This is a genomic window from Streptomyces otsuchiensis (assembly GCF_004305975.1).
Taxonomy (GTDB): domain Bacteria; phylum Actinomycetota; class Actinomycetes; order Streptomycetales; family Streptomycetaceae; genus Streptomyces; species Streptomyces otsuchiensis.
Map to the genome: position 1 here is coordinate 1 of NZ_BHZI01000187.1, position 11,745 is coordinate 11,745.

General features: G+C 75.7%; 11 protein-coding genes. 5 read left to right on the forward strand and 6 right to left on the reverse strand.

Annotation, left to right across the window (positions count from 1 at the left end; all coding sequences use genetic code 11):
* Positions 1-217: 217 nt before the first annotated feature.
* Positions 218-1,306: an MBL fold metallo-hydrolase gene (locus tag E0D90_RS17675; protein ID WP_130799210.1), complete on the forward strand. Its 1,089-nt coding sequence runs from the start codon at positions 218-220 to the stop codon at positions 1,304-1,306.
* 96 nt (positions 1,307-1,402) lie between these two features.
* Here E0D90_RS17675 and E0D90_RS17680 read toward each other — a convergent pair whose 3' ends face one another.
* Positions 1,403-2,347, reverse strand: a complete 945-nt coding sequence (locus E0D90_RS17680; RefSeq protein ID WP_130799202.1) for a 3-hydroxyacyl-CoA dehydrogenase family protein — start codon at positions 2,345-2,347, stop codon at positions 1,403-1,405.
* A gap of 194 nt (positions 2,348-2,541) precedes the next feature.
* On the opposite strand from E0D90_RS17680, the gene E0D90_RS17685 reads away from it, so the two are divergent.
* From E0D90_RS17685 to E0D90_RS17700, 4 genes are all read left to right on the forward strand, one after another.
* Positions 2,542-3,279, forward strand: coding sequence for a (2Fe-2S)-binding protein (locus E0D90_RS17685; protein ID WP_130799203.1), 738 nt, complete (start codon positions 2,542-2,544; stop codon positions 3,277-3,279).
* A gap of 326 nt (positions 3,280-3,605) precedes the next feature.
* On the forward strand, positions 3,606-4,406 hold the full coding sequence (locus tag E0D90_RS17690) for a DUF5819 family protein (protein ID WP_130799204.1): 801 nt from the start codon (positions 3,606-3,608) through the stop codon (positions 4,404-4,406).
* Positions 4,399-5,715: an HTTM domain-containing protein gene (locus E0D90_RS17695; protein ID WP_130799205.1), complete on the forward strand. Its 1,317-nt coding sequence runs from the start codon at positions 4,399-4,401 to the stop codon at positions 5,713-5,715. The genes E0D90_RS17690 and E0D90_RS17695 overlap by 8 nt, the downstream gene beginning before the upstream one ends.
* 79 nt (positions 5,716-5,794) lie before the next feature.
* Complete coding sequence (locus E0D90_RS17700; RefSeq protein WP_130799206.1) at positions 5,795-6,910, forward strand: FAD-dependent oxidoreductase; 1,116 nt, start codon at positions 5,795-5,797, stop codon at positions 6,908-6,910.
* A 259-nt stretch (positions 6,911-7,169) separates the two neighbouring features.
* On the opposite strand, the gene E0D90_RS17705 is transcribed toward E0D90_RS17700, so the two are convergent.
* The 5 genes from E0D90_RS17705 to E0D90_RS17725 form a co-directional block, all read right to left on the reverse strand.
* Positions 7,170-7,793 (reverse strand): anthrone oxygenase family protein, encoded by a 624-nt coding sequence (locus E0D90_RS17705; RefSeq protein WP_157996883.1) that lies wholly within the window; start codon positions 7,791-7,793, stop codon positions 7,170-7,172.
* Between the two features lie 228 nt (positions 7,794-8,021).
* A complete protein-coding gene (locus tag E0D90_RS17710; protein WP_227870290.1) occupies positions 8,022-8,984 on the reverse strand; it encodes an alpha/beta hydrolase in 963 nt (320 codons plus the stop codon).
* The gene (locus E0D90_RS17715) at positions 8,981-9,805 is read right to left on the reverse strand and encodes a beta/alpha barrel domain-containing protein (RefSeq protein ID WP_130799208.1); all 825 of its coding nucleotides are present in this window, start codon (positions 9,803-9,805) and stop codon (positions 8,981-8,983) included. Before E0D90_RS17715 ends, E0D90_RS17710 begins: the two co-directional genes overlap by 4 nt.
* Complete coding sequence (locus E0D90_RS17720) at positions 9,802-10,530, reverse strand: phosphoribosylanthranilate isomerase (protein WP_227870291.1); 729 nt, start codon at positions 10,528-10,530, stop codon at positions 9,802-9,804. The genes E0D90_RS17715 and E0D90_RS17720 overlap by 4 nt, the downstream gene beginning before the upstream one ends.
* Before the next feature lie 44 nt (positions 10,531-10,574).
* Entirely contained in the window at positions 10,575-11,678 is a 1,104-nt protein-coding gene (locus E0D90_RS17725; protein WP_103500687.1) for an acyl-CoA dehydrogenase family protein, read from the reverse strand.
* Positions 11,679-11,745: the final 67 nt, after the last annotated feature.

An 11,745-nucleotide genomic window follows, 5' to 3' on the forward strand; every position in this document is an offset into this window, starting at 1 on the left:
CCGTAGACCGTCCCCGCGCCCCCTGCGCACCACCCCGCGCCCGGTACGGTCAGCAGTGGCCCGACCCCGCCCGCGCGCGCATACTCGTACTGCGCGCCGTCCTGCCCAGGGAGGCACCTTGCCCGCCGTCTCATGGTCGAAGCCGCTCGGCTGGCCCGGGGCCGCCGTACGGCGGCTGCGCCCCGCGTCCTTCGGCGCCGAGCCACGGGGGGAACGGATGGAGCGGCTGCGCCGCTCCCCGCACTTCCGCGACGGAGCCTTCCGCAACGACCGCACCGTGCACACCGTCCCCCAGGGCGACGGCAGCCGCGGCTCCCTGCTGCGGGCCATGCTGCGCCGGGAGGACCGGCGCCGCCGCCGTCCGGCCGGGGAGATCCCGCTGCACCGCGCGGTCCCCGAGGCGCCGCCGGAGTCGGGGCTGCGGCTGACCTGGCTGGGCCACGCCACCGTGCTGGCCGAGATCGACGGTCACCGGGTGCTGTTCGACCCGGTGTGGGGACGGCGCTGCTCGCCGTTCGGCTTCGCCGGTCCCGCCCGCCTGCACCCGGTGCCGACACCGCTGGACGAACTCGGCCCGGTGGACGCCGTCGTCATCTCCCACGACCACTACGACCACCTCGACATGCCGACCGTGCGCGCGCTCGCCGCCGCAGGCACCCTCTTCGCGGTGCCGCTCGGGGTCGGCGCCCACCTGGAGCACTGGGGCGTGGCCCCGGACCGCGTCGTCGAGCTCGACTGGAACGAGTCGACCACCGTCGGGGAGCTGACGCTCACCGCCACCCCCGGGCAGCACTTCTGCGGACGGGGGCTGCGCCGCAGGGCCCTGACCCTCTGGGCCTCCTGGGTGGTCGCCGGGCCCGAGCACCGCGTCTTCCACAGCGGGGACACGGGCTACTTCCCCGGCTTCGCGCGGATCGGCGCCGACCACGGCCCGTTCGACGCCACCATGATGCAGATCGGCGCCTACAGCGAGTACTGGCCCGACGTCCACATGACGCCGGAGGAAGGGCTCCGCGCCCACCTCGACCTCGACGGCGGCGTGCTGCTGCCCATCCACTGGGGCACCTTCAACCTCGCGCTGCACTCCTGGGACGAACCGGCCGAACGCACCGCCGCGGCGGCGGCTGCCGCCGGTGTCCCGCTGGCCGTGCCCGAGCCGGGGCGCCCCTTCGAGCCCGCCGGTCCGCTGCCCACCGAGCCCTGGTGGCGGGCGCACGCGATCCCGCCCGGCGCGGCCGCCGCTGCCGCCCCGCCCGCCGCCGACGCGGCGAACCCGGAGCCGGCCGCCGGGGAGCGCACCGGCTGACTCGCGGGCGCGCCCGCCCCGGGTCGCGGTCCGCGCCCCTGGGGCGGCCGATCCCACCGCCCGGCCGGGCGGCGCGCTGTTCACCCCCGGGAGTTCTCAGTCCCAGCTGTAGAAGCCCTGGCCGGTCTTGCGCCCCAGCTCCCCGCGTTCGACCTTCTCGCGGAGCAGCCGCGGCGCCGCGAACCGCTCGCCCAGGGTCTCCCGCAGGTGGTCGGCGATGGCCAGCCGCACATCGAGTCCCACCAGGTCCGTCAGTCGCAGCGGCCCCATCGGGTGCTTGTAGCCGAGTGTCATGGCGCGGTCGATCGCCTCGGGCTCCGCCACGCCCTCCTCGACCATCCGGATCGCCTCCAGTCCGATCGCCACCCCCAGCCGGCTGCTGGCGAAACCGGGGGAGTCGCGGACCACCACGTCCTGCTTGCCCAGCGCCGCCGTCCAGGCCAGGGCCGCGTCCAGCACGGCGGGTGCCGTGTGGTCCGTGGTGACCAGCTCCACCAGCGTCGACGCGGGCACCGGGTTGAAGAAGTGCATCCCGAGGAAGCGTTCGGGGCGCTCCAGCGCCGTGGCCAGCTCGGTCAACGACAGCGAACTGGTGTTGCTGGCCAGCACGGTGCCGGGGTCCACAGCTCGCTCGGCCGCCGCCAGCAGGCGTGCCTTGAGCCGCGCGTCCTCGGGCACCGCCTCGACCACCAGCGTCATGGCGGCGGGCAGCTCCTCCACCGAGGTGACGGCGGTCAGCCGTCGCCGCACCGCCACCGGCTCCTCCGTGAGGCGCCCGCGCGCGTGCGCGCGCTCCAGCCCCGCGCCGATCAGCTCCAGCGCCGCGGCCGCGCGGCCGTCGTCGCTCTCGACCACCACCACCGAGGACCCGGCCGCCGCGAAGGACTGGGCGATGCCCGCGCCCATCCGGCCGCCCCCCAGTACCCCGACCGAGGCGGGAGGCGGGGGCGTCACGACGCCGCGCGGCTCCCCGCCCGGGCTGGTGCCCGCGTCGGCCGACGCTGTGCCGGCGGTCCGTTCCGTGGTCGGTTCCCGTGTCATCGAGGCTCCTTCGCTGCGGCTGCGGGGCGTCCGTCGGGCGCCCAGCCTAGCGGTAACCGAATGGTCGGTCGGGAGCGGTGGCCGGTGCCGTCCGGCTCGTGCCCCGCACGCTCGGAGCCCTCGGCCCGGGGCGGCGCCCCGGGCGGCCGCGTCATCCGGTGACGGGCGCCGGAGCGGCCGATAGGGTGCGCCGCATGCCGCCCGACCGCAACGACCTGGACGCACTCGCGGCCCCGGGGCCGTTCTTCGCCCTGCGCGGCGGGCCCGCGCCGCCGGACGCCGTCCCGCTCGCCTCGCTGTACGCGGGCGGGCTCGATCCGCTGCGCGCACGGCTGGAGACGGTCGCCGCCCGGCTGGGCACCGGCGAGTCCCGGGTCGCCGCCTCCCTCGCCCACCAGGGACTCGCCTCCCGCCTGTGGTCCGTGGGGCTGGCCTCCGCCGTGCTCCTCGACGGCGTCCTCGCCCTGGACCCCGCCGCGTTGTGGTGGTCACCCGACGGTGTCACCCCCGAGGACCTCTCGCTTTGCGGCCCGCACCCGCCCCGCCTCCTTCCGGCCCGGGACATCGCCGGAACCGCCGAGCAGATCTGGACGGAGGTGCACCAGGCGCATCTGGTGCCGCTGGCCGCCGCCACCCGCGAACTCGCTCCGGTCGCACCCGGGTTGCTGCGCGGCAACGCGGCATCGGCCCTCGCGGGGGCGGCCCGGCAGCTGCTGCGGTGGGCACGGGCCGACGCGTCGCCCGAGGTCGCGGCCTCCGCCGGGCGGCTGGCCGAGGCCCTGCTGCACCGGCCCGGCGTACGCGAGGAGTGGGAGTGGCGCCACGGCGCCGTACGGCGCCGCAGCTGCTGCCTCTACTACCGGGTGCCCGGCGGCGGGCTCTGCGGCGACTGTGTCTTCGACCGGCGGCCCGCCGCGCCCTCCGGGGCCTGATCCCACGGTCGCCCCGCTGGTCGCCCCGTGCCATCGTCTCCCCGCCGCACGGCCCGGCCGCCTCCGTGCTGACGGCGAGACCGCCACCGGGCCCCGGCCGCTGGGGCCGCCCGGCCCTTGCCCGGCCCCCGGGCGCGCAGTAGCGTGCGACCGCCGCCGAGGACCGCGACCGCCTGCGCTAGGGTCTGTCCGTTCCGCACCGGAGCCGGCGCTCCGGTCCATGCCCGGCCGCCCGTCGTCGGTGCGGAACGTGGGAGCGGCCGACCGGTGGGCGCCAGGGGGAGTGGCGCCGTCGGGCGGCGGGAGCGAGGAGGGGGAGGCGGACGATGCACAGGACTCAGAACAGCCGGACCGGGGAGACCCCGGACACCGGTCACGCGGAGGACACCGGTCACGCGGAGGACGCCGCGCGGGAGGCGGGCGGCGGTGAGCGGGCGGCGGACGACGCTCCGCCGCCCCCGGCCACCGGCCTCCCCGCGAAAGCCGAGGACGCGTTCCCGCCGCGCCACCGGCTGATCGTCGCGCTGGTCGCAGGGCTGGTCGCCTTCGGTGTGCTGGTCCATGTCGCGGCCACCTTTGTGCACATCGCCCCGCAGAACGTCGCCCGCGACACCTACGGCCCCGCCGTGCGCGACTACCTCTACCCCGAGTTCCGTCAGCACTGGAGCCTCTTCGCCCCCGAACTGCCCCGAAACGACACCGTCGTTCACGCGCAGGCCGTGGTGCGGGCCGCCGACGGCGGCACCGAGACGACCGAGTGGACCGACCTCACCGCCATCGACCGCGCGGAACTGCGCAGCGGACCGCTGCCCAGCCGAACCCGTCACCAGCTGCGCAAGGTGTGGACCGAGGTACTGCAACTCCAGGCCGCCGACGGAGAGGTGGTGGGACAACGCGCGGCAGACGTGCGCGAGACCGCCACCCGCATCGCCGTCGGACGCCTGCCGGTACCCGCGGACGCCGTGGTGGAGAGCATCCAGTTCCGCACCGTCACCACCCCGATACCCCCGCCGCCCTGGGCCGCCGCGCCGCCCCCCGCGGAGCCGTCCGTGCGGGACCACAGCTGGTGGCCGGTCGAGGGCGCCGGGCCGGCCGGCGAGCTGAGCCCGGAGGCGACCGATGAGTGACCCCCAGCGGCCCGCGGAGCCGAACGCTCCCGCCGAAGCCGTCGCGCCGCCTCCCGCCGCGGCCGACGACGACAGCCTGCTGGACCGCGTCTCCCGGACCGCGTTCGGCGCGTACCAGACCGCCGTCGTCCGCATCGCGATCTCCGCGATCTGGCTCGCCGTCCTGCTGCGCGAGCTGCCCAACCGCCATCTGATCTGGGGCCCGGACGCGCCCTGGAGCTACGACCTCGCCGCCCGGGGCCTCGCCGAGAGCGGCGGATTCAGCTTCTTCGGCTGGAACGGCGGGACCCTCTGGTTCGAGCTCTGCTACCTGCTGGCGGTCCTCGCCACCGGCTGCGTCCTGCTCGGCTGGCGGACCCGGGCCACCACCGTGCTGTTCGCCCTGTCGGTGATGTCCTTCCAGCACCGCAACGAGTACGTGCTCAACGCGGGCGAGAACATCGTGCGCATCGTCGCGATCTACCTGGTCCTGACCCGCTGCGCCCAGGTCTGGTCCCTCGACGCCCGCCGCGCCCGCCGCGTCACGGCGCCGAGCGGAACGGGCGCCGTCAGCGACGGCGCCGCGGCCGGCGCCGACCGCACCGGTCCGGTGCTGTGGGCGGCGCTCGGCGCCACCCTCGCGTGGCTCGTCCTGCTCGGCTACCCGAGCCCCGGCTGGACGGTCCTGCTCGGCGGGCTCTGGCTGCTGCACGGTGTCACCTGGTGGCTCCGGCGCTCGGGCGGTGCCCCCACCCGCGCCCTGCTCGACCGGCTGGCCACCGTCGTGCACAACGGCGGGCTGCTGCTGGTCATGACGCAGGTCTGCCTGATCTACGCCACCGCCGGGTGGTACAAGGTGCAGGGCAGCACCTGGCAGGACGGCACCGCCGTCTACTGGTCGATGCACATCGGCTTCCTCAACCCCTGGCCCGCCCTCACCGACCTGGTGACCTCGAACGCCGGCATCGTCCTGCTGCTGACCTACGCCACCGTCGCCGTGCAGGTCGCCTTCCCCTTCTGCCTGCTCAACCGCCGGGTGAAGAACGTCCTGCTCTGCGTCCTGATCCTGGAGCATCTCGGGATCGCCGTGCTGATGGGCCTGCCGTTCTTCTCCCTGGCGATGATCGCCGTGGACCTGGTCTTCCTGCCCACGGCCGCACTGCTGTGGGTGGAGGGACGGGCGCGACGGCTGCGGCAACGCGCGCTGCCGGGACGCAGCCCGGGCCCGCCGGGAGACGCCGCTGCCGAGCAGGCGGCGGTACCGTCCGGCGAACCGAGCGGTGCCTCCGGGCCGGCAAACGCTCCCGGGCCCAGGGCCGCCGCCGACTGAGACCGGGCGCCTGCCGCCCGGGGCCGAGTGCGCCCACGCGCCACGGAAGAGGCACGGCCCGGCCGTTGTTGACGGTGGCATGAACGCCGTCGCAGACGTGGACGTCGAGGTCGTGGTCATCGGGGCCGGCCAGGCCGGGCTCTCCACGGCGCACCACCTGAGCCGGGGCGGCCTGACGCCCGGGCACGACCTGGCCGTCCTGGACGCCGCTCCCGCGCCGGGCGGCGCCTGGCAGCACCGCTGGCCGACCCTGACCTACGGGCGGGTCCACGGCATCCACGCGCTGCCCGGCATGGAGCTGACCGGCGCCGACCCCGACCGCCCCTCCGCCGAGGTCCTCGGCGAGTACTTCGCCGCCTACGAGCGGCGGTTCGGACTGCGGGTGGTCCGCCCCGTGCGGGTCCGGCGGGTCCGGGAGGCCGGTGACGGACGGCTGCTCGTCGAGACCGACCGGGGTTCCTGGACGAGCCGGGCACTGGTCAACGCCACCGGCACCTGGAACCGGCCGTTCTGGCCCCGTGTCCCCGGCCAGGAGACCTTCACCGGGCGGCAGCTCCACACCGCCGACTACCGCGGTCCCGAGGAGTTCACGGACGCGCGGGTGATCGTCGTCGGCGGCGGTACCTCCGCCGTCCAGCACCTGCTGGAAGTCGCCGGGACGGCCCGCGAGACCACATGGGTGACCCGGCGGCCGCCGCTGTTCCGCGAGGAGCCGTTCGACTCGGACCTGGGGCGGGAAGCCGTCGCCATGGTCGAGCGCCGGGTGAGGGACGGACTCCCGCCCCAGAGCGTCGTCTCCGTCACCGGACTCCCCATGACCGAGGCGATGCGCCGCGCCCGTGAGGACGGTGTGCTCTCCCGGTTGCCGCTGTTCGAGCGCGTCACCGAGACCGGTGTGCGGTGGGCGGACGGCCGGGAGGTGCGCGCCGACATGATCCTCTGGGCGACCGGTTTCCGCCCGGTGACCGCTCACCTCGCACCGCTGCGCCTGCGCGAGCCCGGTGGGGGCATCCGGCTCGACGGCACGCGCGCCGTACGCGACCCCAGGATCCACCTCGTCGGGTACGGTCCCTCCGCCTCGACGATCGGCGCCAATCGCGCCGGCCGGGCGGCGGCACGGGAGATCCGCCGGCTGCTCGCCGCGGGCCCGGACCGGAACACCGCCCGCGCGGCGCCGGCGGTCGCCGCCGGCTGATGACCGAGTGTCACTGATCGCGGCATCGACCGAGGCGCCCGACGCACACGCTGCGTAGTGGATTGGCCGGGTCGATTTCACCCTGCTGGTATTAGCTATGGCAAAGAAAGGTTCTGTGCTTTCAGCCTCTCAGCCGTTTCGGACAAACGGCGGGACGAGACACCACCCACCTGTGGAATACGCTTCGCCGGAGGGCGGGCCTCCCGCGGTTCCGGTCGCCGGTGAAAGAATCCCGCCGGCCGTTTGACGGACGCTCATCTCACCTCCGCGGGTGGGAGCTGCCCCGCCCGTGGAGGTGACAGGCCCGGGTGAGCAGTGCCAGGGCGGCCACGCACAGGGCGGTGCGTGCGATGTTGGTCGCCACCCAGGTGGCGCGGAAGTCGTCGACCACCGAGAGGTCGCCCGCGGCCGCCGGATCGCCGATCGCCGCGAGTTCCTCGTTGAGCGGGATGTTCACTCCCATGGTCACCGCGAGCATGACCAGGTAGCAGACCGTGGCCGCGGCGACGAGGTGGCCGAGCGCGCGCCGCCCGGCGCGGTACTGCGCGAGCGCCGCACCGGCGCTGCTGACCAGCGCTCCGACGAAGACCAGCCCGAACGCCCCGCTGCTGTCGATGGTCGAGTTGAAGCTCTGCATCGCCGTGGCGTAGGTGATGTCACCCGTCTCCGCCAGCCCTGGCATCACCGAGATGTCGTAGGCGAAGAAGAGCCCCGCCATCAGCCCCACCGAGACCACCGCCGCGTACAGCAGCGCGGTGGCGGCCCTGCCGCCGGCCGCCGCGGTGGACACGCCGGGACCGGAGGAGGGGTCCGCGGTGGCCTGTGCGCGCGGCGGCAGCGGCGGACGCGTAAGTGCCTGTTCGTGGGGGCGGGACGCGCGCATCTGAGGTCCTTCTCCGGCTCGGCGGCGGGACGGGGCGGCGAGGGCCGCGCGGCCGGACGGGCCGGGCGGCGCTGACCACGGCGGGACGGCGAAGGTTCTCGCCGCGTCTACAGCACATGTCATCAGTACGGGCGCCGGCGATCCATGGCCGGAACGCTCAGGCGCATGCGCCAGCGTCCAGGGGCCGACCGGTACCCGGCCGTGGCCGGCCGGCCCGAGGGGGACGGCTCAGCCGTGGCCCGTGGCCCGGCCCGTGAGGCACTCCTCCAGGAAGGCCAGCGCCCGCAGATGGTAGAGCCGGGCGGCGTGGCCCAGGGAGAGGTTGTGCCCCGCCTCGGCGACACGGTCGATCCGCGCCGGTGCCGAGGTGAACGCCGCGGCCGTCGCCGACAGTTCGCGGCTCCCCAGCTCCCACCAGCGTTCCTGTTCCCCGAAGGTCAGCCGCACGGGGCAGCGCACCCGGGCCGCCGCGCCGGGGAACTCCACCGGCCAGTGCGGGGTCTCCGCCTCCTCCCGGACCGGCACCGGCCGCATCAGCGCCCGGCTGGCCTGGAAGGTCCCGCGCGGATAGAGCCGCAGCGGACCCCAGTTGAGGCTGGAGGCCCCGCCCGCCAGGGTGTCGGGGAAGTGCAGCGCCGCACGCGCGTAGTGGCGTCCGCAGCCGTTGACGTCCAGCCCCAGCAGCCGGTCACCGGGCCGCCGGCCGTCCCAGTCCTCGCCCGCGAGGTGGATGGCGACCTTGCCACCGTCGGAGTGCCCGAGCAGCAGCACGCCGGCACCCACCGCCGTGGCCGCGGTGAGTCCGCGCAGCGCGCGCCGCAGGGTCCGCGCCTGGCCGGCCAGTGGCAGCCCGTGCGGAAGGCTGCCGGCGGATGTGCCGTAGCCGGGCCGTTCCACCGCCAGCACGGTGTAGCCGAGGGCGGCGCCGTCCGCCAGCAGCGAGCCGCGCGGGTCGACCGGACCGTCGAAGTACCCGGGCGACATGGCCCGCCCGTGGATCGCCACCACCAGTGCGCGGGGCTCCGTCGTGGGAAGGGCGAGCAGCGCGCCGATCCGCACGTCGCCGTCGCGCAGCTCCACCCGCTGTGCGGTACCCGCCGCCTCGGCGGCACCGGCCCCCGTCTCGCCGCCGTGCGGTGGCGAGGCGGGGCCCGCGGCGGGCGCCACGGCCGGCCCGGGTGCGGCCCTCATGCGGGGCTTCCTGCGACGGCGGTCCCGAAGGGACCGGCCGGGCCTCCGGCCCGACCGCCACCGGCGGCCTCCCCGACCCGTGCCGGGGCGCCGGCAGGCGGCGACGAGGCGCCCGCCGTGAGCGTCTGGCGCCCCGCCCGAGCGGCGTCGAACTCGGCGACCCACGCGGAGACGCTGTCGGCGCGCAGCAGCGCCCCGCCCACCAGCAGCCCGGCGAACCCGGCGGCCAGCAGCGCCGCCGCCGACCCGGGCGTGTCCACCGCGCTCGCACTGACCGGGCAGCGCGTGCCGGCCGCCCGAAGCGCGGGCAGCAGCTCCGGACCGCGACGGGAATCGCCCGCGTCCCGCTCCCGCAGCTTGATGTCCTTGGCGTTGACCGCCAGCACGCACTTGTCCGGCTCGGGCAGCTCCGTGATCTCGTCCATCGACGCGATCTCCACGAACGGGGTCAGCCCGCGCTCGTGGCAGGCCGCGGCCAGCGAGCGCATCGCCTCCGCCGGGAGGAGCGCGGCGGTCAGCAGCACCGCCGACGCCCCCAGTTCGCGGGCCGTCTCCAGCTGGCTCCGGCGGGTGATGAAGTCCTTCTGCAGCAACGGCACCCGCACCCGGTCGGCCACCTCCCGCAGCATCGCGGGCGTGCCGCCGAACCAGCGGCCGGTCACCACCGAGACGCACGGCGCCCCGGCGGCGGCGTAGGCCGCGGCCACGTCGCCGGGGCGACGGCCGCGCAGCAGGTCCGCGCCCTGCGCGTCGCGCGCCTTGACCTCCATCACGACGGGCCGCTCCGCGGCGAGCAGGGCGTCGACGAACGGGGTGCTCATGGTGTGGTTCCTTCCGGAGGGGGAACGGCGCCGGGCAGCGGCGCCGGGGCGGTCCAGGCGTGGACGAGGCGGGCCACGGCGGCGCGGTCGAGCAGCCCGTCCGGGCCCCGGGCGGCACTGTCGACGTCCACGCCCCGGTAGCCGGGATGACCGGTGACCTCGGCGTAGCGTCCGCGCGCGTCCGCTCTCACGCCGCCGGCCAGCAGGAACGGCCGCTCCAGGGCCGGGAGCAGCGCCCGGACCGCCTCCGGCGGCGCGCTCACACCCGTGCTGCCGACCCGTCCGTCGGCGGTCGTGGTGTCCACCAGGAAAAGGTCGGTGCCGGTGTGCGCGTAGGCGGACAGCAGTGGCCGCTCCAGGCAGCGCCCGTCCTGGAGGTGGACCGCCTTGACGATCATCGCGTCCGGCAGCTCGGCGCGGAGCGCGGCCACCGTCGACGGCGGCTGGAAGGCGTGCAGCTGGAGCCAGCGGACGCCGGCGGCCAGCGCCGTTTCCGCGATGGCCTCGGCGTCATGGGCGAAGGTGACCAGCACCGGGACGGGGCCGTCACCCTCCCGGGTGGCGGCGGCGAGCGCGGTCAGCCGTTCGGCCGTCAGGTCGCTCCTGCCGCCGGGGACTCCGTGCCAGAGCCCGAGCAGGTCCGCGCCGCCAGCCCGCGCGGCGCGGACCTCCGCCTCGGTGGTGGCGCCGCAGACCTTCAGCAGCGGCGCGGGCGCGGTGCCCACCTGGGGCACCCGCGGCGTGGCGGGCGGTACCCGGCCCCCGCCGGTCATCCGCCGAGCCCCAGGGTGGAGGCGATCCGGTTGTACTGGATGTCGTTGGTGCCGGAGTAGATGGTGCCCGCGACGGCGGCGCGCAGGTCCTTCTCCAGCCCGTACTCCGTCATGTAGCCGTGGCCCCCGAAGAGCTGGACGGCGGCGAGGCTGGTGGTCAGGGCGGCCTCGCTGGCGAGGACCTTGGTGATCGCCAGGTCGGCGGTGACGTCCTCCCCGGCGGTGAGCCGGGCGGCCGTGGAGTACAGCCACAGCGCGGTGGTCTCGGTACGGATCTTCATCTCGGCGACGCGGTGCGAGACGGCCTGGTAGGCGCCGATCGGGCGGCCGAACGACCGTCGCGTCCGCGCGTACTCCACGCTCCGGCCCAGCCGGTGGCGCATCTCGCCGAGCGCCACGGTGAAGCCGAAGAGGATCTCCCGCTTCATGACGTGGTCGAGCACCATCAGTCCGCCCCCGACGCGGCCGACGACCTGGCCCGCCGGGACCCGGACCTCGTCGAGGTGCAGCTCCGCCAGCGGAGCGGTGCGCAGCCCCATCTTGCGGGCCGGGCGGCCTACGGCGAGGCCGGGGGTCTCGCGCGGAACCAGGAAGGCCGTGGTGCCGAGCGGGCCACCCTCGGGGCGGGTGCGGGCGTAGACCACGAATAGGTCCGCTATCGGCCCGTTGCTGACGAACGCCTTGCCGCCGGTCAGGACGAAGTCGTCCCCGTCGCGGACGGCGCGCGTCGTCATCGCCATGGCGTCGGAGCCTCCGCCCGGCTCGGTGATGGCGTGCGCGCCGACGGCCTCACCGCTGATGACGCGGGTGAGGTACCGCTCGCGCTGGTCCTCGGTGCCGAACGCGGCGAGGGGCACGCCGGTGCTGGCCATGGAGGTGGTGACGCAGAAGCTCAGTCCGGAGTCGCGGCAGGTCTCGCCGAGCGTCTCCAGCACGTGCAGGGTGGTCGTGAGCGGCTGACCGGCTCCGCCCCACCGTTCGGGAAAGGGAAGGCCGAGGACACCGCTGCGGCGGACCAGCTCCCACTTCTCGCGGGAGAACTCCCCGCCTTCCTCGGCCTCGACATGGCCCTCACTGAGGGCGTCACCCCAGCGGGCCATGCCGGCGCGCAGGGCTTTCAGGTCGTCGGTCTCGTCACTCGCGCTGGTCACGGCGGGCCTTTCGGGG

Coding starts and splice junctions, on each gene's coding strand:
- E0D90_RS17700 (WP_130799206.1), top strand. CDS start 5,795: ATGAACGCCGTCGCAGACGTGGACGTCGAGGTCGTGGTCATCGGGGCC.
- E0D90_RS17695 (WP_130799205.1), top strand. CDS start 4,399: ATGAGTGACCCCCAGCGGCCCGCGGAGCCGAACGCTCCCGCCGAAGCC.
- E0D90_RS17715 (WP_130799208.1), bottom strand. CDS start 9,805: ATGAGCACCCCGTTCGTCGACGCCCTGCTCGCCGCGGAGCGGCCCGTC.
- E0D90_RS17680 (WP_130799202.1), bottom strand. CDS start 2,347: ATGACACGGGAACCGACCACGGAACGGACCGCCGGCACAGCGTCGGCC.
- E0D90_RS17685 (WP_130799203.1), top strand. CDS start 2,542: ATGCCGCCCGACCGCAACGACCTGGACGCACTCGCGGCCCCGGGGCCG.
- E0D90_RS17705 (WP_157996883.1), bottom strand. CDS start 7,793: ATGCGCGCGTCCCGCCCCCACGAACAGGCACTTACGCGTCCGCCGCTG.
- E0D90_RS17675 (WP_130799210.1), top strand. CDS start 218: ATGGAGCGGCTGCGCCGCTCCCCGCACTTCCGCGACGGAGCCTTCCGC.
- E0D90_RS17710 (WP_227870290.1), bottom strand. CDS start 8,984: ATGAGGGCCGCACCCGGGCCGGCCGTGGCGCCCGCCGCGGGCCCCGCC.
- E0D90_RS17725 (WP_103500687.1), bottom strand. CDS start 11,678: ATGGCCCGCTGGGGTGACGCCCTCAGTGAGGGCCATGTCGAGGCCGAG.
- E0D90_RS17690 (WP_130799204.1), top strand. CDS start 3,606: ATGCACAGGACTCAGAACAGCCGGACCGGGGAGACCCCGGACACCGGT.